We start from the raw sequence: 15,356 nt of genomic DNA, 5'->3' as shown, positions 1-15,356 counted from the left end.
GCTTCGCGGGCCTGCCGGTGGCTGCGCCGGAACCCCTCCGGCCCCGCCGCGGGCAACCCCTGCCCGGCCAGCACCGGTGCGCCCGCGGACGGCAGCCGGGCGGCGTCGCGCGTCGGCACCCAGCACCACGTGGTGTCCACATCCACCCGCACCACCAGCGGCGCCGCGGCGGTCAGTGAGGCAGCCAGCGCCCGCGCGGTCGATTCCAGCGGCTGGCGCTTGCCCTCCCGCGGGTTCTTCAGAACCAGCGCGACGTGGCTGCCGGTGAGGTCGTACCCCAGCCGCAGCCGGACCTCCGCGACGTCGGTCTCCCCCGCGAGCACGCGGCGCACGAACTCCGCGCGTTCCAGCGAACCCTCCCTGGCCAGCCGCTCGGCCTCGTCGCGGTACTCGGCGCTGAGCCGGTCGCTGACCAGTTCCAGCCAGGACAACAGGAACGTCGTGCCGTGGTTGACGACCGGCACCGCCAGCGCCACGTCGGGACAGTGCTCCTCGACCGCCCGCCCCCACCGCGTGCACCAGTAGGTGATGCCGAGCCGGTAGCCGCGCATCACCGCGTCGTGGCTGAGCCCGTGCTGCACCATCGACCGTGTCGAGCGCACCACCTCGGGCGAGGTGGTCACGTCCGTCGGCTGGTCACCGCGGACGAGGGCGTGCAGCAGCGCCTCGCTGTTGGCGAAGGCGGTCGCGCGGGCCAGGTCCAGCGCGTCGCGCTCGGCCAGCTCGGGCATGCCCGCCGCGATGTGGGCGACCGTGCCGTCGGCGATCGCGGTCAGGTCGGGCAGCATCGCCGCCGCCACATGCCTGGTGGCCGCGCGGATCGCGTCGTCGGTCGCCGCGGACATGGCCTCAGCGTATCCGCCAGATGGTCAACCGGGCGCCCCGCGGTTGACCGGTTGACCGAAGACAGCGCGCGGGGTCGCGGGCACGCTGACGGTCACCCCGATCCGTGGAGGACACCCATGAAGCGAGCCGAAGGCAAAGTCGCCTTCATCACCGGAGCCGCCCGCGGCCAGGGACGCGCGCACGCGCTGCGCCTGGCCGGGGAAGGCGCGGACATCATCGCCGTCGACCTGTGTGAGAGCGTCGGCACCACGCCCTACGACGGGGCGACCGACGCGGACCTGGCCGAAACCGCCAAGCGCGTCGAGGAACTCGGCGGGCGGGTGCTGGCGCGGCAGGCCGACGTCCGGGATCTCGCCGCCCTGCAACGGGTCGTCGAGGAAGGGCTGTCCCGCTTCGGCGGCATCGACGTCGTTTGCGCCAACGCCGGCATCGCGAGCTTCGGGTCCGCGCTGGAGCTCAGCGAGCAGATGTGGCACGACGTCCTCGACATCAACCTCACCGGCGTGTGGAAGACGGTCCGGGCCACGGCACCGTCCATGGTGGAGCGCGGCCGCGGCGGCTCGATCATCCTGACCAGCTCGATCGCCGGCCTGATCGGCTTCCCCAACCTGGCCCACTACACCGCCGCCAAACACGGCGTCACCGGGCTGATGCGGGTGCTCGCGATCGAGCTGGCGCCGCACCACATCCGCGTCAACTCCATCCACCCGGCCACTGTGGACACCCCGATGGTGGCGAACGAGGCGTCCTGGAAGCTGTTCCTCGGCGGCATCGACGGCGCGACCCGGGAGCAGGCCGCCGTCGGCATGAAGGCGCTCAACGCGCTGCCGATCCCGTGGCTGGACGTGGACGACATCAGCAACGCCGTCCTGTACCTGGCCTCCGACGAGTCCCGCCACGTCACCGGCACCACCATGGTGCTCGACGCCGGCGCCACCCAGCCGTTCAAGATCCCGCATGGCTGACTTCCACGACCTGACCGCGGTGCCCGCCGCCGAACGCGAGACCCGGTTCGAGGAGCTGGTCGCCGAGACGCACGTCGACATGGCGGTGCGGCTCGGCAGGCCGGCGGAGTCGTTCCGGGCCTCGATCCGGCGGCGGCGCATCGACGACGTCGTCCTCGTGGAGACCGCCTGCGACCCGTGCAGCGGCCGCCGGGGGCCGCGCCGCGCCGCCCGCACCGGACGCCCGTACCTGGGGGTGATGGTCGTCCGGCGCGGGCGGGAAACGGTCGCGCTCGGCGACATCACCGCCGACCTCCGGCCGGGGGACGTGGTGGTGTGGCGCAGCGACCGCCCGGCCCGGTTCGACGTGCACGCGCCGCAGCGGAAGCAGACCCTCATCGTCCCGCTGGCCGCGCTCGCCGACGTGCCCGGTGGGCACCGTCTGTTCCGGACAGTCGTGCTCGACGGCTCGGCACCCGCGGTCCGGTTGTTCACCGGCTACCTCGGCGTCCTGTCCCGCACGCTGGACCGGCTGGGTCCTGCGGAGCTGGCCACCGCCCGGTCCGCGGCGCTGGACCTGTTCTCGGCGGCGGCCCAGCACGACTCGGCGCCCGCCCCGCTGGCGTTGATGGAGGCATGGATCGAACGGCACCTGGCGTCGGGCGAGGTCACCCCGGCGGCGATCGCGGCCGCGCACGGCATGTCGGTGCGCAGCGTGTACCGGGTCTTCGCCGAAGCCGGGACGACGGTGGCGGCGTTCGTCCGCGACCGCCGCCTCGTCCGCGCGCGCCGGGACCTCGCCACCGGCGCCGACCCGATCGTCGACATCGCCCTGCGCTGGGGTTTCGCCGACGCCAGCCACTTCACGCGCGCCTTCCGCGCGCGCTACGGGTGCACCCCGCGCGACCACCGTGCCGGTGCCGGCACGAACGGGCCACCGGCTGGCAGGCAGATGCAGGCGCTGGCGGCGGCACCCGGGTCAGGCTGATCGGCGAAGCCGCTGTGGATCGAGGAGGATTTCGTGGCACGTGAGGACATCGAGTTCACCGCGCAGGGCACGACGCTGCGCGGCTGGTTCTACCCGGCGGAGGGAGCGACCGGCGAGGCGCCGTGTGTGGTGCTGCAGCACGGGTTCTCCGGCGTCAAGGAGATGTACCTGGACAGCTACGCCGAGCTGTTCCAGGCGGCCGGGCTGGCGTGCCTCGTGTACGACCACCCTGGTTTCGGCGCGAGTGACGCCGTGCCGGGGTGCCCGCGGCTGGAGATCGACCCGTGGCAGCAGGTCCGGTTCGTGCAGCACGCGATCACCTACGCGCAGTCGCGGCCGGAGGTGGACGCCGAGCGGATCGGCCTGTGGGGGTCCAGCTACGCCGGCGGGCACGCCCTCGTCGTGGCCGGCATCGACCGCCGGGTGAAGGCCGTGGTGAGCCAGGTTCCGCCGGTGTCGGGGTCGATGGCGTTCAAGGAGCTGATCCGGATCGACCGCTGGGCCGAGATGGACGCGGTGTTCGCGGCCGAGCGCCGGGCCCGGCTGGCCGGTGCGGAGCCGTCGATGCTGCCGGTGGTGACGACCGATCCGGCCGGTGCGGCCGCCCTGCCGACGCCGGACGCCTACGAGTGGTGCACGACCACCGCGCAGCAGCGGGCGCCGGAGTGGCGCAACGAGGTCACGCTGCTGTCGATGGAGTTCCTGCGCGGGTACGAGCCAGGCCGCTGGGCGCCGCTGATCGCGCCGACGCCGCTGCTCATGATCGTCGCCCCGCTCGACCGCCTGGCCGACGGCCAACTGGCCACGCAGGTCTACGAAGAGGCCCTGCACCCGAAGAAGCTGGTCCTGATCCCGGGTGGCCACTTCGACGCCTACCACGGGCCCGGGTTCGAGTGCTCGGCGCCGCCGGCCCGGGACTGGTTCGTCGAACACCTGCTGGCCAAGCGCGTGTGATCCGCCGCGCGCCCCGCCGAGCACCCGCGGGGCGCGCGTCCAGACCTTCGCCGGGCGCACGCCCTTGGCGAACCGGGTGAGCGGCTCAGGAGTCGAAGATCGCGACCGCGCGGGTCCAGCCTGCGGAGGCGGCGTGCACCTTGACCGGGAAGCACGAAATCTCGAACCCCGTGGCGGGCAACTGCTCGAGGTCGTGCAGTTTCTCGAGGTGGCAGTAGCCGATCTCCCGGCCTGCCCGGTGTCCCTCCCAGATGATCGAGGCGTCCTGCTCGGCGGCGTACCGGGCGGCGGTGTGCACGAAGGGGGCGTCCCAGCTCCACGCGTCGGTTCCGGTGAGGCGCACGCCCCGTTCGAGCAGGTACAGCGTCGCGTCCCGGCCCATGCCGCAGCCGGAGGACACGTAGTCGTCCTGGCCGTAGCGCTCACCGGCGCTCGTGTTGACCACGACGATCTCCAGGGGCGAGAGCTCGTGCCCGATGCGCTCGAGCTCGGCTTCGACGTCCGCCGCAGTCGCCACGTAACCGTCGGGGAAGTGGCGGAAATCGAGCTTCACCGCCGGTCGCAGGCACCACTCCAGGGGAACCTCGTCAATGGTCATCGCGCGATCGCCGCCGTTCATGGTGGCCGAATAGTGATAAGGCGCGTCGAGATGCGTGCCGTTGTGGGTAGTCAGCCGCACCCATTCGGACGCCCAGCCCTCGCCGTCGGGCAGGTCGTCGATGGTCGCGCCGGGAAAGAACGCCAGGAGATCCTTGGCGGTCTGCGCGTGCGACTGGTACTCGATCTCCGGCGTGAGCCCCGGCGGGTCGGAAGCGATTCCGGCCCGCAGGGGTGCGGAAATGTCGACGAATCTGCGCATCAAACTTCTCCTTCCGGCCGGCACGGCCGCAACGGAATGACACCGGTCCCCTCGACGACGGTCTGCCGGGTCGAGCCGAGCCCCTGCCCATGCAGGGACACGACGTCGCCGGGCCGCAGCCAGCCGGTGAAGCCGGCCGGGTCCGGGGTGTCGACGTGCTCGAGCAGGCAGCCGCCGGGCACGGTCCCGGAACCGATCACGTCCCCCGGCGCGAGATCCACGCCGCGGGAGACGTAGGCGAGCAGCTCGCCGAACGTCCAGTCCATCCGGTCGAGGCGGCCGCGGGTGATCTCCTGGTCGTTGACCGTGGCCCGCAGCTCGATGGCGAGCCGTCCGTCCACGCGGTACTCCGCCAGCTCGTCCACGGTGACCAGCGCGGGCCCGAGCGTGAGGGCGCTGTCCTTGCTCTTGCCCATGCCGATGCCGGTCGCCAGGTCGTGGAGCTGGTGATCACGAGCGGTCCAGTCGTTGAACAGCGTGTACCCCAGGATGTGCTCCTCCGCGCCGTCCGGGTGCAGATCCCGTCCGCCGCGCCCGATCACGACACCCACCTCGAGCTCCAGGTCGAACATGCGGGAGCCGGGCGCGACCGGGACCGGGTCGTGCGGCCCGACGACCGAGGCGGCGTTGCCGAAGTAGAACGCGGGCGCCTCCGACCAGGCCGGGTGCAGTTCCGCACTGCGCCCGAGCGCGCGATAACAGCCGCGCAGGTGGTCCAGGAAACACAACCCGTCGCGCACCGACGGCGGACGCGGCAGCGGCGCGAGCAACCGGACATCGTCGAGCGGACGGACCTCCTCCGGGGCACGACGGGCGGTCTCCCCCGCCTCGGCCAGTGCTCCGTCACCGCTTTGGACGAGCGTCAACAGGTCGATGCCGGGGCGAAGCCCGCGAACCGTGTCACCGTCGAGCACACCGGTGCGCACACCGGCGCCTGCCTCGTAGGTCACCCATTTCACAGGTGCCGTCCTCCCTTGTTCTTCGCTTCCCGCACCGCCTGCTCGTGGAACTCGCGGGCCGCCGGCTCGACGGCGGCCCACGCTCCCTCCGGGGTACCGGGAAGAGCGCGTCCGGCGTCGCGGAGCCTGCCGAGGATCCGGTCGGCCGCCGAGTCGGCCTGCGCGCTGACCGTGGCCAGATCGGCCACCTCCAGCACACCGTCGCGCTTGACGACCCGGCCGTCCACGAGCACGGTGCGCACGTCGGCGGCCGTGGTCTGGAAAACGAGCGTCGCGTAGGGGTCCACGCGCGGGTGCTGCTCGAGCGCGGGGCCGCCGACCAGCATCAGGTCGGCCCGCTTGCCCGGCGTCAGCGAGCCGATCTTGTCCCCGAGTCCGAGGGCCTCCGCGGCGTTGACGGTGCTCCAGTCCAGCGCCTCCCGCGCCGTGTAGGTGACGGAGCCGGGCATCGCGCCCGCGGTGTTGACCGGCAGGTCGGCCTCCGCGCGGGCGAAGCCGAGGCCGTAGCGCAGCTCGTGCCACAGGTCGCCGCTGTTCAGCGAGACGACGTCGGCGGACAGGGTCGGCCGCACCCCGTGCCGGCGGCAGCGGTCGAAGACGGGACGGCCGAAGCCCATGTTCAGCTCGGTCTCCACCGAGATCGACACCTTCCCGCCGGTGCGGGCGATCGCCTCCCACTCGGCGTCGCCGAAGCTGCAGCAGTGCACGTGGACCATGTCCGGCCCGAGCAGCCCGAGTGCCTCCATCTCGGTGATCCCGGTGGCCAGCACGCTGCCGAACACGCAGCCGGCGTGATTGACCAGCAGCGCCTGGCGTTCCCGGGCCGCGGCGAGTTCGGCGACGGTGTGCTCCCACGGCAGCCCGAAGATCTCCGACAGCGACACGCCCAGGGTGAGCAAACCGTCCGAGGCGAAGTAGGTGTCGGCGATGCGGTGGAAGTCCGCCACCCGCGCCTCGTGCTCGCCGAACCGGCTCGCCTCCGGCGAACTCTCGAAGAACCCGTAGCAGAACGCCGCGCGGATCCCGGCCTCCTGAAGCCCGCGCACCGCGCCGTCGGAGTGGTCGGGGGTGTTGTTGCAGTGCGAGAAGTCCAGCAGGGTGGTGACCCCGGCGTTCAGGGCGTCGATCCCGCCGTAGAAGTTGCCGAGCCGGACGTCGTCCGGGGTGTAGGCGGGTGACACGCCGAGCCGGATGCCGAAGTAGTAGTCGGCGAGAGTCCAGTCCCCGCAGATGCCGCGGACCAGGGACTGCCAGGTGTGCCGGTGCGTGTCGATCAGGCCCGGCAGCACCAGGTGCCCGGTCGCGTCCAGGATCTCGGCGTCGGTCACCGGCAGCGAGGGCCCGACGGCCACGATCGCGCCGTCCTCGATCAGCACGTCGCCCGCCGGGAGATCCCCGAGCGCGGGATCCATCGTGAGGATGTGACCGTTGCGGACGAGGGTGCGATGTGAGCTCATAATGTCCTCCGAGCGTCGTTGCTTGGCAGCAGCATGGCTGGCCCGGCGCGCAGGAACATGTGCCGAATCGGTTGTGATCCCGGCGAGCGGGTCGCGTCGATCTGGAAGAGGTGCTGGGACATGGACGTCCGGTCGTTGCGGTACGCCCTCACCTTGGCCGAGGAACTGCACTTCGGCCGCGCCGCGCGTGCCCACTACATCGCGGCGCAGCCGTTCGGCAGGCGGATCCAGGAGCTGGAGCGCGAGCTCGGCGTGAAGCTGTTCGAGCGCACGAGCCGCCGCGTCGCACTCACCCCGGCGGGGGAACGGTTCCTGCCCCGTGCGCGCCGGGTGCTGGCGGAGATGGACGAGCTCATGCGCACCGCCGAAGGGGATCACGCGGAGCCGGTCCTGCGCGTCGGGGTGCTCGGGTTCGGTCTGGCCGACCGGTGGGCCGCCACGCGCACCCTGCTGGCCGCGCACCACCCGGAACTCGAACTGTCCTACCGGGAACTGGACTGGACGACGCAGTACGACGCCGTGCGCACCGGGGAGGTCGACGTCGCGGTCCTGCACGACGTCGGCGGAGCCGACGACCTCCTCGTCGAGCCGGTGATGAACACGGCACGCTGCGCGGTCGTGCCGGCCGAATCGGAACTCGCCGGCGCCGGGCGCCTCAGCGCGGCCGACATCGCCGACCTGCCCCGCGTGAAGCTGGTCGGCCAGCCAGGACTGGCGGACTGGAACGGCGCACCCACCCGGCGCGACGTCGAGGTCCGCTCCCCCGCCCACGTCGCGGCCGCGGTCGCCACCACCGGCCGGATCGGGTTCCACGGCGAACCCGCCACCCGCTTCTACCCCCACCCCGGGGTGCGTTACCTGCCACTCGAAGGACCCGACCCCGTCGTGGCCATCGCCAGCCGCCGGAACGACCGCAGGGACACCGTCGCCGCGTTCCGCCGCGCGACGCTGGCGAGTCCCGCCGCCGGCTCGCTCGCCGCCGCGCAGGCGGAGGATGCCGTGGACTGAGGCACCGCCTGCGTAATCGAACTTCCACTTTGGACAGCTGCTCGGCGAACCACAGACCCGGTTGGCCAGGTCATGGAGAACGCCCGCGCGCATGGCCGACTCGCACAGTGACGAACCACCAGGGGTTGAAGATCCTGGAACGCGACGAGCTGAAGTTCCAGGCGGCCACCGAGTACCGGGACGAGCTGGTTGAACGGGTCAGGGACTCGGAGGTCGTCCACAACGGCGGCAGCGAGGCTCGCACGAATCCGTCGAGGGCGATGCCGCGCCCCTACCGCGCGCGGGATGCAGCCAGGTCAGGGAGACGGTCGACGAGCCGGATGAGATCCGGCACTCGCCCGGGTGGTCGCGCGCCTCAACGAGGTGCTGAGAATCCTTGCCACGGCGTCTGATCACAGCTCGACAGCCTCCGCGAGCACCGCCGGCCCGACATCGCGTTTGAGCATCCGGGCGGGCACGATGTCGACCGGGTAGCCGAGCAGCCGCTCCAGCTCGACACCCAGCGCGGCGAGGTCGACCAGATCGGCACCCGGGGCGAGATCGACCAGCAGATCGATGTCGCTGCCCTCATCGTCCTCCCCACGTGCGACGCTGCCGAAGACGCGCACGTTCCTCGCCTTGTGAGTGTGCGCGAGCGCCAGAACCTCTTTCCGGTACCGCGCCAGCATCCGCCCAGCCGGCGAGGCGGGGTGGAACCGCGTGGCGCGCTCGGTCCTGATCAACCGCGAGACCTCCGGCTGGCATCCGTTCCGAACTCCTCGGGCAGAGCTCGCACACCGCGGCCCGCGGAAGAGCGGGGCTCAGCCGGCCCGGCCGGTGAGTCCTGCTTGCTCGCGCTCGCGCTGTTCGAGCTCGGCGATGGCGGTGGCGGTGAGGCTGCGTTCGATGTGGGCGCGCATCAGCTCGCTCGCTCCGGTGTCGTCGCCGGCCTCGATCAGATCAACGAGCTGGTGGTGCTCGCGGTGGTCGCGCGTTCGCGGCTCCTCGCCGGGCGGGAGTTCGAGTCCCAGACGCCGGTACCGGTCGGATTTGTCCCACAGGTCGTCGAGCAGCTTGATGAGGACGTCGTTGCGCGAGGCGAGGTAAAGGGTCCGGTGGAACGCGCGGTGCGCGGTCAGGGCCTCCTCGCCCCACGCCCTGGTCACGGGCAACAGCCGGGCCGCGGCGCCGCGCAAGGCGGCGACGTCGGCGTCGGTACGCCGTTGCGCGGCCAGCATCGCGGCCGTGGGGTCCAGGGAGAGCCGCACTTCGAAGAGCTGGCGCGCCTCGGTGGCGTTGATGGCCGCCACGCGGGCATCGCGCTGGGTGTCGAGGTCGATGAGGCCCTCGCTGCTCAGACGGCGGATCGCCTCGCGCAGCGGGGTCAGACTCATGCCGAGCGCGTCGGCGAGCTCGCGCTGGGCCAGCCGGGATCCGGGCGCCAGTTCGCCGCTCAGAATCCTGGCCCGAAGCACCCCGTAGGCCGCATCACCCTTGCTCGAGAACACGTTCGCGGTCGTCACCCGTCACTCCCTCGCGGAAACCGGTGCTTGTGCACCGGCCGGTCCGCATCGTAGCATCCGGTTGCAATTTATAAATTACAACGGAAGCGAGACCCGTGAAGATCGTTGACGTGTACGAGGGTGTCGTCCCGATCAGCTCGTCCATCCGCAACGCCTGGATCGACTTCAGCTCGATGGACTGCTCGGTCGTTGCCGTCGTGTCCGATGTCGTACGGGACGGCGAGCCCGTGGTCGGGTACGGGTTCAACTCCAACGGCCGCTACAGCGCAGGGGAAATCCTGCGGCGGCGCGTGGTGCCCCGCCTGCTCGCGGCCGACCCGGAGTCCCTGCTCGCCGACGACGGCCAGCTCGACCCGGCCCGCGCGTGGGACGTGGTGATGACCAACGAGAAGCCGGGCGGGCACGGCGAGCGGTCGGTCGCCGTCGGCGTGATCGACATGGCCCTGTTCGACCTCGCCGCCAAACTCGCCGGACAGCCGCTGTACCGGTGGCTCTCGGACCGCTACGGCGACGGCAGGCCGGACGACAAGGTCTTCGTCTACGCCGCCGGCGGCTACTACGCGCCCGGCAAGTCCCTGCGCGACCTGCAGGACGAGATGAAGGGCTTCCTCGACCAGGGCTACCGCGTGGTCAAGATGAAGATCGGCGGTGCGGACCTGTCCGAGGACCTCGAGCGCATCGAAGCCGTACTGGAGGTCCTGGACGGCGACGGCTCCCGGCTGGCCGTCGACGTCAACGGCCGGTTCGACCTCGCCACCGCGCTGGAGTACGGGCGGGCGATCGAGCCCTACGGCCTGTTCTGGTACGAGGAGATCGGCGACCCCCTGGACTACCGGCTCAACGCCATCGTCTCCGAGCAGTACCACGGCCCGATCGCCACGGGCGAGAACCTGTTCTCCCTGCAGGACGCGCGCAACCTCATCCGCTACGGCGGCATGCGTCCCGACCGCGACTACATCCAGGTCGACCCGGCCCTGAGCTACGGCCTGACCGAATACCTGCGGATCCAGGACATGCTCGCCCAGCACGGATGGTCCTCCCGCCGCTGCATCCCCCACGGCGGACACCAGTTCTCCCTGCACATCGCCGCCGCGCTCAAGCTCGGCGGCAACGAGTCCTACCCCGGCGAATTCCAGCCCACCGGCGGGTTCGCCGACGGCGCCGTCGTCGAGGACAGCTACGTCGGCCTCACCGACAGCCCCGGCATCGGTTTCGAACAGAAGGCCGACTTCTACAAGGTCCTGCGCGCACTGCACCCGTGACGGAGTCGCGCCTGATCGCACTCCGCGGTCAGGCGCGCCCCGGCCGCACTCCCCACACCGTCGTGACAAGGAGCAACCACCGATGTCCTCCACCTCCAGCCCGGCCCGCGCCCCGCGGTCCCGGTTCCGCCGGCTGGTCGGCGAACTCTGGTTCCAAGTGATCGTCGCCGCCGTGCTGGGCGTCGCGGTCGGACTGGTCCTGCCGGGCGTCGGATCAAGCCTCAAACCGCTCAACGACTGGTTCATCGCCCTGGTGAAGATGATCGTCATCCCGGTGGTGTTCTGCGTGGTCACCACTGGCATCGCCGCGATGGACAACCTGCGCAAGGCGGGCCGCATCGGCGCGAAGGCGATCGGCTACTTCCTCGTCCTGTCGCTGCTGTCGATGCTGATCGGCCTGATCGTGGCCAACGTCTTCCGCCCCGGTGACGGCATGAACGTCGATCCCGCGACGCTGGACGCGAGCGACATCCCGGCAGCGGCGACCGAACAGCACGCCACCGTCACCGGCTTCGTCTCCAGCCTCATCCCCGACTCGCTGTTCGGTGCGATCACCGGGGACGGCATCCTCGCCGCCTTGCTGGTGTCGATCGTGTTCGGCGTTGCACTCAACATGGCCGGGCCGCAGGCCGCACCGCTGACCCGCGGGATCTCGGCACTGTCCACAGTGGTGTTCCGCGTCGTCGGCTGGGTGATGCGGCTGGCGCCGATCGGAACCTTCGGAGCCCTGGCCACCGTCGTCGCGACGTACGGGGCGAGCAGCCTCCAGCAGCTCGGCTACCTGATCCTGTTGTTCACCGGGACCTGCGTCGTCTACGTCGTCGTGATCCTCGGCGCGATCATGCGCGCCTGCAAGCTCAGCCTGGTCGGCCTGATGCGCTTCCTCAAGGCCGAACTGCTCGTGGCGTTGTCCACCTGCTCCAGCGAGGCGGTCCTGCCCCAGCTGGTGCGCAAGCTGGAGATCATGGGCATCGGCCGCCCCGTCGTCGGCATCGTCATCCCGTCCGGGTTCTCCTTCAACCTCGACGGCTCCGCCGTCTACCTCACGATGGCCTCGCTCTTCCTCGCTCAGGCACTGGGCATCGACCTGTCCTGGCAACAACAGCTGGTCATGGTCGGCGTGATGATGCTGACCAGCAAGGGCACCGCGGGCATCGCGGGCGGCGCGTTCATCGTCCTGGCCAGCACCATCACCGCCGTCGGCCACATGCCCCTCGCCGCCCTCGCCCTGATCGTGGGCATCGACCGCATCCTCAACGAGGGCCGCGTGTTCATCAACGTCCTCGGCAACGCCGTCGCCACCATCGTCATCGGGAAATGGGAACGAGACTTCGACAACGACAAGGCGATCGCCGTCCTGGCGGCGCGGGGCGACGAGCTGCGGGCCTTCGAGAGCGATTACGACGCGGCGCAGCGGAAGCCGGACGCCCCCTCCCCCGCCGCACCGGAGCCCTCGCACTCCCCCACGTGACCCGGCCACCGGTGGTCCGGCTCGGCGACCCGGGCCGGACCACCGGTGCGCCCTGGCACCACGACGGGGGACGGGGCGACGCGGTTGCCGCAGGTCCGCGACGGGGGTGACACCCTGACCCTGATGGGTGCGGCCCGCAGGACTGAGCGCCGTCCAGCTGGGGCCGGCGCCGCTCTGGCCGCCGGAAAGGTAACTCCGCCGCACTGCCGATGAGCAACGGCGCAGCACCAGGCCTCGTTTCTTGACTTCCAATCAAGAAGCTCCTAGCCTTCGCGTCGACCAGATCTTGATTGCGAATCAAGACCGAGCTGAACAAGGCAGGCGATGGGAACTTCGGCGGAGCAGGACAACCACACCGTGCCGGTGCGGCGGGACGTGTGGTTCGAGTCCGGGGGCGCGCGGTGCGCGGCGTGGCTGTACGAGCCGGCAGCGGAAGGCGGGCCCCGGCCGTTGGTGGTCATGGCGCATGGGCTGGGCGCGGTGCGGGAGTGGCGGCTGGACGCGTTCGCGGAGCGGTTCGCCGCGCAGGGGTGGATGGTGCTGGTGTTCGACTACCGGCACCTGGGCGCCAGCGAGGGATCTCCACGGCAGTTGCTCGACATCGGCGACCAGCTCGACGACTGGCGGGCGGCACTGGCCTACGGCCGGCACCTGCCGGGGGTCGACCCGGACCGGATCGCGCTGTGGGGGACCTCGTTCGGCGGCGGGCACGTGCTGCGGATCGCCAGCGAGGACCACGGCGTGGCCGCGGTGGTGGCCCAGTGTCCGTTCACCGACGGTCCGGCGTCGTTGATCTCCCGGTTCCGGGCCAGCCCGTTGAGCATGATCGGGCTCGTCATCGCCGCCGTGCTCGATCTCGTCAGGTCGCTGTTCGGGGCGAAGCCCGTGCTGGCTCCGGTGGTCGGGGTGTGGTGGATGCCTGCCTTCCTGGTCTCGCCGACCGCGATCGCCGCGGCGTCCAAGCTCATACCGGCGGGGTCCCGGCTCTCGCCTCGCACCGCCGGGGTCCTTGCCCGGATCCCAGCCGTGGGCAAGGGGCTGTCTCCGACCGTCGAGACGGGCGGGCAGCCGTTCCACCCTGCCGACACCGCTGTCGGCCGCGACACGATCTGGGGTGTCATGAGAGGTTCGGACGGTGGCGGCGACAGCGCCAACGCGATCGCGGCCCGGCTCGCGTTGCGGTTGCCGCTGTACCGGCCGGGCAAGGACATCCGCAAGATCGCCGCGGCGACCCTGTTGTGCGTGTGCGACGACGACCGCGCCGCCCCCGCGCGCACCACGGCCCGCCTCGCCGCCGGGCAGGATCACGTCCAGGTCAACCACTACGACGGCGACCACTTCGACATCTACGTCGGTGACCTGTTCGAGCGTGCCGTCGCAGACCAGATCCAGTTCCTCGCGGCCCGGTTCACGGCCGGGGCGAGCCGGTAGCCGGCCGCCGCATCACCTGGAGTCGGGCGAGCTCGGCACGGCGGCGATGCCGCGGGCGCTGCGCACCAACGTCTCGACGACGGCGCGATCGCCCGCGGCATCGTCCGCGTGGGTCAGCATCCCTTCGACGACGAACACGCCGATCCGGGTCATCGCGTCCTGCTCGGCCTCCGGCACGCCCAACGCGGCCAGATGCCACCGCAGGACCGCCTCCACCTGCGCGTGGAAGCCGTCGTGCCACACCCGCAGCGACTCCGATGCCGCGACCCTGGCGTGCACCGTCGTGATCAGCCGATCGACCCGCCGCAACTCGGCGACTGCCCACAACAACTGCTCGGCAGGCGGTTCGGCCGAGCGTTCCGCCACGCCGGTCAGGAACTGCGCGAACAGCGCGTCCAGAACGGCGACCAGGACCTCGTCCTTGTCCTTGAAGTACCAGTAGACGGTGTTGGAGGTCACCCCCGCCTCGCGCCCGATCCGCGCCACCGTCGTGGAATCGTAGCCTTCTTCCACGAACAACCGGGTGGCCGCGGCGACGATCTCACCGCGCTTCTCTTCCCGGTCCCGCGGGCGTCGGTTACGCGGCATCCCCCACCTGGCCAGATCGGTCACGCTGGAACCCCACTGTAAAGGGACACGGCACCGCGGGCGCTCTCGACCCGGCCCGGGGTGGCGTATGCCTGGATGCCGATTGGGTCCCCGTCACCGACCTCCGCCCGTGGCGGCAGGGCGCGGATCAGAGCGGCCCGGGCTGGGGAGGGCGTGAGGTCGGCTCTGCTGCCCGGGATCGCGTCGCCGCCCAGCTGGCGAGGAGTGTGAGCCGGTCTTCGGATGCGGTGCCGGGTTCGGCGGTGTAGGTGATCAGGTCGTGCACGGCCCGGCCGGGCAGGGGCAGGTCGAGGGACTGGAAGGTCAGTTCCAGGTGGCCGACTTCGGGGTGCCGGAGCCGTTTGGTGCCGTCGTGGCGGATCAGGACGTCGTGGGCGGCCCAGTGGCGGCGGAACTCGGGGCTGAGCGTGGACAGCTCGCCGACGAGTTCGCGCAGCGCCCGGTCGCCCGGCTCGCGCCCGGCCTCGGCGCGCAGCAGGGCGGCGGTGGCGTTGCCGGCGGCGTCCCAGTCGGCGAAGAAGTCCCGCGCACCGGGGTCGAGGAAGATGTAGCGGGCGAGGTTGGGGCGGCCGCGCCGGGCGGCGGTGGCACTATCGAACATCGGCGCGAGCAGGGCACGGGCCAGGGGGTTGGCGGCGACGACGTCGGTGCGGCCGTTGCGCACGAACGCCGAGGACATTGTCATGGAGTCGAGCAGCCACTGGACCCGGGGCGGGATGTCGACGTCCTGACGCCGCGACGGCGTGCGCCTTCCGGGCCGGGCCGAGCGGGCCAGGTCGAACAGGTAGGTGCGTTCGTCGTCGTCCAGTCGCAGGGCGCGGGCGACCGCGTCGAGGACGTCTTCGGACACGCCGCCGAGGTGGCCCTTTTCCAGCCGGGTGTACCACTCCGTGCTCACGCCGGCGAGGACGGCGACCTCTTCGCGCCGCAGCCCGGCGACGCGGCGGCGGGCGCTGGTCGGCAGCCCGGCCTGCGCGGGCGTGATCCTGGCGCGCCTGCTGACGAGGAAGTCCCGGATCTCGCCGCGGTTCCCGGGCTGGGAGTCCATGTCGTTCACGGTAGCCGC

General features: G+C 71.4%; 15 protein-coding genes. 7 read left to right on the top strand and 8 right to left on the bottom strand.

What is annotated here, in order from left to right; all coding sequences use genetic code 11:
• On the bottom strand, window positions 1-845 hold an 845-nt coding region (locus ABZ193_RS35540; RefSeq protein ID WP_354712956.1), incomplete at its 3' end, for a hypothetical protein.
• 117 nt (window positions 846-962) lie between these two features.
• On the opposite strand from ABZ193_RS35540, the gene ABZ193_RS35535 reads away from it, so the two are divergent.
• From ABZ193_RS35535 to ABZ193_RS35525, 3 genes are read left to right on the top strand one after another with little or no spacing between them, the layout of a single operon-like run.
• Window positions 963-1,811, top strand: a complete 849-nt coding sequence (locus tag ABZ193_RS35535) for a mycofactocin-coupled SDR family oxidoreductase (RefSeq protein ID WP_354712955.1) — start codon at window positions 963-965, stop codon at window positions 1,809-1,811.
• The gene (locus ABZ193_RS35530) at window positions 1,804-2,778 is read left to right on the top strand and encodes a helix-turn-helix domain-containing protein (RefSeq protein ID WP_354712954.1); all 975 of its coding nucleotides are present in this window, start codon (window positions 1,804-1,806) and stop codon (window positions 2,776-2,778) included. Before ABZ193_RS35535 ends, ABZ193_RS35530 begins: the two co-directional genes overlap by 8 nt.
• 33 nt (window positions 2,779-2,811) lie before the next feature.
• Entirely contained in the window at window positions 2,812-3,732 is a 921-nt protein-coding gene (locus tag ABZ193_RS35525; protein ID WP_354712953.1) for an alpha/beta hydrolase, read from the top strand.
• Window positions 3,733-3,817: 85 nt separating this feature from the next.
• Here the strand turns inward: ABZ193_RS35525 and ABZ193_RS35520 are convergent, their stop codons facing one another.
• The 3 genes from ABZ193_RS35520 to ABZ193_RS35510 are packed head-to-tail and all read right to left on the bottom strand — an operon-like array spanning window position 3,818 to window position 7,007.
• On the bottom strand, window positions 3,818-4,591 hold the full coding sequence (locus ABZ193_RS35520; protein ID WP_354712952.1) for a cyclase family protein: 774 nt from the start codon (window positions 4,589-4,591) through the stop codon (window positions 3,818-3,820).
• Window positions 4,591-5,550: a fumarylacetoacetate hydrolase family protein gene (locus ABZ193_RS35515; protein WP_354712951.1), complete on the bottom strand. Its 960-nt coding sequence runs from the start codon at window positions 5,548-5,550 to the stop codon at window positions 4,591-4,593. The genes ABZ193_RS35520 and ABZ193_RS35515 overlap by 1 nt, the downstream gene beginning before the upstream one ends.
• Window positions 5,547-7,007, bottom strand: a complete 1,461-nt coding sequence (locus tag ABZ193_RS35510) for an amidohydrolase family protein (protein WP_354712950.1) — start codon at window positions 7,005-7,007, stop codon at window positions 5,547-5,549. The genes ABZ193_RS35515 and ABZ193_RS35510 overlap by 4 nt, the downstream gene beginning before the upstream one ends.
• Window positions 7,008-7,127: 120 nt before the next feature.
• Here ABZ193_RS35510 and ABZ193_RS35505 point away from each other — a divergent pair, with 120 nt between their 5' ends.
• Complete coding sequence (locus ABZ193_RS35505; protein WP_354712949.1) at window positions 7,128-8,015, top strand: LysR family transcriptional regulator; 888 nt, start codon at window positions 7,128-7,130, stop codon at window positions 8,013-8,015.
• 392 nt (window positions 8,016-8,407) lie between these two features.
• Here ABZ193_RS35505 and ABZ193_RS35500 read toward each other — a convergent pair whose 3' ends face one another.
• Window positions 8,408-8,737, bottom strand: a complete 330-nt coding sequence (locus tag ABZ193_RS35500; RefSeq protein WP_354712948.1) for a nucleotidyltransferase domain-containing protein — start codon at window positions 8,735-8,737, stop codon at window positions 8,408-8,410.
• Window positions 8,738-8,815: 78 nt separating this feature from the next.
• On the bottom strand, window positions 8,816-9,517 hold the full coding sequence (locus ABZ193_RS35495) for a GntR family transcriptional regulator (protein WP_354712947.1): 702 nt from the start codon (window positions 9,515-9,517) through the stop codon (window positions 8,816-8,818).
• 95 nt (window positions 9,518-9,612) lie between these two features.
• Here ABZ193_RS35495 and ABZ193_RS35490 point away from each other — a divergent pair, with 95 nt between their 5' ends.
• The 3 genes from ABZ193_RS35490 to ABZ193_RS35480 all read left to right on the top strand — a co-directional run bounded on the left by ABZ193_RS35490 (window position 9,613) and on the right by ABZ193_RS35480 (window position 13,681).
• A complete protein-coding gene (locus ABZ193_RS35490) occupies window positions 9,613-10,779 on the top strand; it encodes a mandelate racemase/muconate lactonizing enzyme family protein (protein WP_354712946.1) in 1,167 nt (388 codons plus the stop codon).
• A gap of 82 nt (window positions 10,780-10,861) precedes the next feature.
• Window positions 10,862-12,250 (top strand): cation:dicarboxylase symporter family transporter, encoded by a 1,389-nt coding sequence (locus ABZ193_RS35485; protein WP_354712945.1) that lies wholly within the window; start codon window positions 10,862-10,864, stop codon window positions 12,248-12,250.
• A gap of 324 nt (window positions 12,251-12,574) precedes the next feature.
• Window positions 12,575-13,681 carry an alpha/beta fold hydrolase gene (locus ABZ193_RS35480; RefSeq protein WP_354712944.1) on the top strand — a complete coding sequence of 369 codons (1,107 nt, stop codon included), beginning with the start codon at window positions 12,575-12,577 and terminating at the stop codon, window positions 13,679-13,681.
• 12 nt (window positions 13,682-13,693) lie between these two features.
• Here ABZ193_RS35480 and ABZ193_RS35475 read toward each other — a convergent pair whose 3' ends face one another.
• A complete protein-coding gene (locus tag ABZ193_RS35475) occupies window positions 13,694-14,269 on the bottom strand; it encodes a helix-turn-helix domain-containing protein (protein WP_354712943.1) in 576 nt (191 codons plus the stop codon).
• A 148-nt stretch (window positions 14,270-14,417) separates the two neighbouring features.
• Window positions 14,418-15,338, bottom strand: coding sequence for a helix-turn-helix transcriptional regulator (locus ABZ193_RS35470; protein ID WP_354712942.1), 921 nt, complete (start codon window positions 15,336-15,338; stop codon window positions 14,418-14,420).
• Between the last annotated feature and the right edge of the window lie 18 nt (window positions 15,339-15,356).

This window comes from Amycolatopsis sp. NPDC006125, assembly GCF_040614195.1.
Taxonomy (GTDB): Bacteria; Actinomycetota; Actinomycetes; order Mycobacteriales; family Pseudonocardiaceae; genus Amycolatopsis_E; species Amycolatopsis_E tucumanensis.
Note: the sequence above shows the minus strand (reverse complement) of the source record. Positions and strands in the feature narration are given on the sequence as shown.

Excerpts from the sequence above, each read along its gene's own strand:
- ABZ193_RS35480 (WP_354712944.1), top strand. The coding sequence starts at position 12,575 with ATGGGAACTTCGGCGGAGCAGGACAACCACACCGTGCCGGTGCGGCGG.
- ABZ193_RS35520 (WP_354712952.1), bottom strand. The coding sequence starts at position 4,591 with ATGCGCAGATTCGTCGACATTTCCGCACCCCTGCGGGCCGGAATCGCT.
- ABZ193_RS35475 (WP_354712943.1), bottom strand. The coding sequence starts at position 14,269 with ATGCCGCGTAACCGACGCCCGCGGGACCGGGAAGAGAAGCGCGGTGAG.
- ABZ193_RS35530 (WP_354712954.1), top strand. The coding sequence starts at position 1,804 with ATGGCTGACTTCCACGACCTGACCGCGGTGCCCGCCGCCGAACGCGAG.
- ABZ193_RS35485 (WP_354712945.1), top strand. The coding sequence starts at position 10,862 with ATGTCCTCCACCTCCAGCCCGGCCCGCGCCCCGCGGTCCCGGTTCCGC.
- ABZ193_RS35470 (WP_354712942.1), bottom strand. The coding sequence starts at position 15,338 with ATGGACTCCCAGCCCGGGAACCGCGGCGAGATCCGGGACTTCCTCGTC.
- ABZ193_RS35510 (WP_354712950.1), bottom strand. The coding sequence starts at position 7,007 with ATGAGCTCACATCGCACCCTCGTCCGCAACGGTCACATCCTCACGATG.
- ABZ193_RS35535 (WP_354712955.1), top strand. The coding sequence starts at position 963 with ATGAAGCGAGCCGAAGGCAAAGTCGCCTTCATCACCGGAGCCGCCCGC.
- ABZ193_RS35505 (WP_354712949.1), top strand. The coding sequence starts at position 7,128 with ATGGACGTCCGGTCGTTGCGGTACGCCCTCACCTTGGCCGAGGAACTG.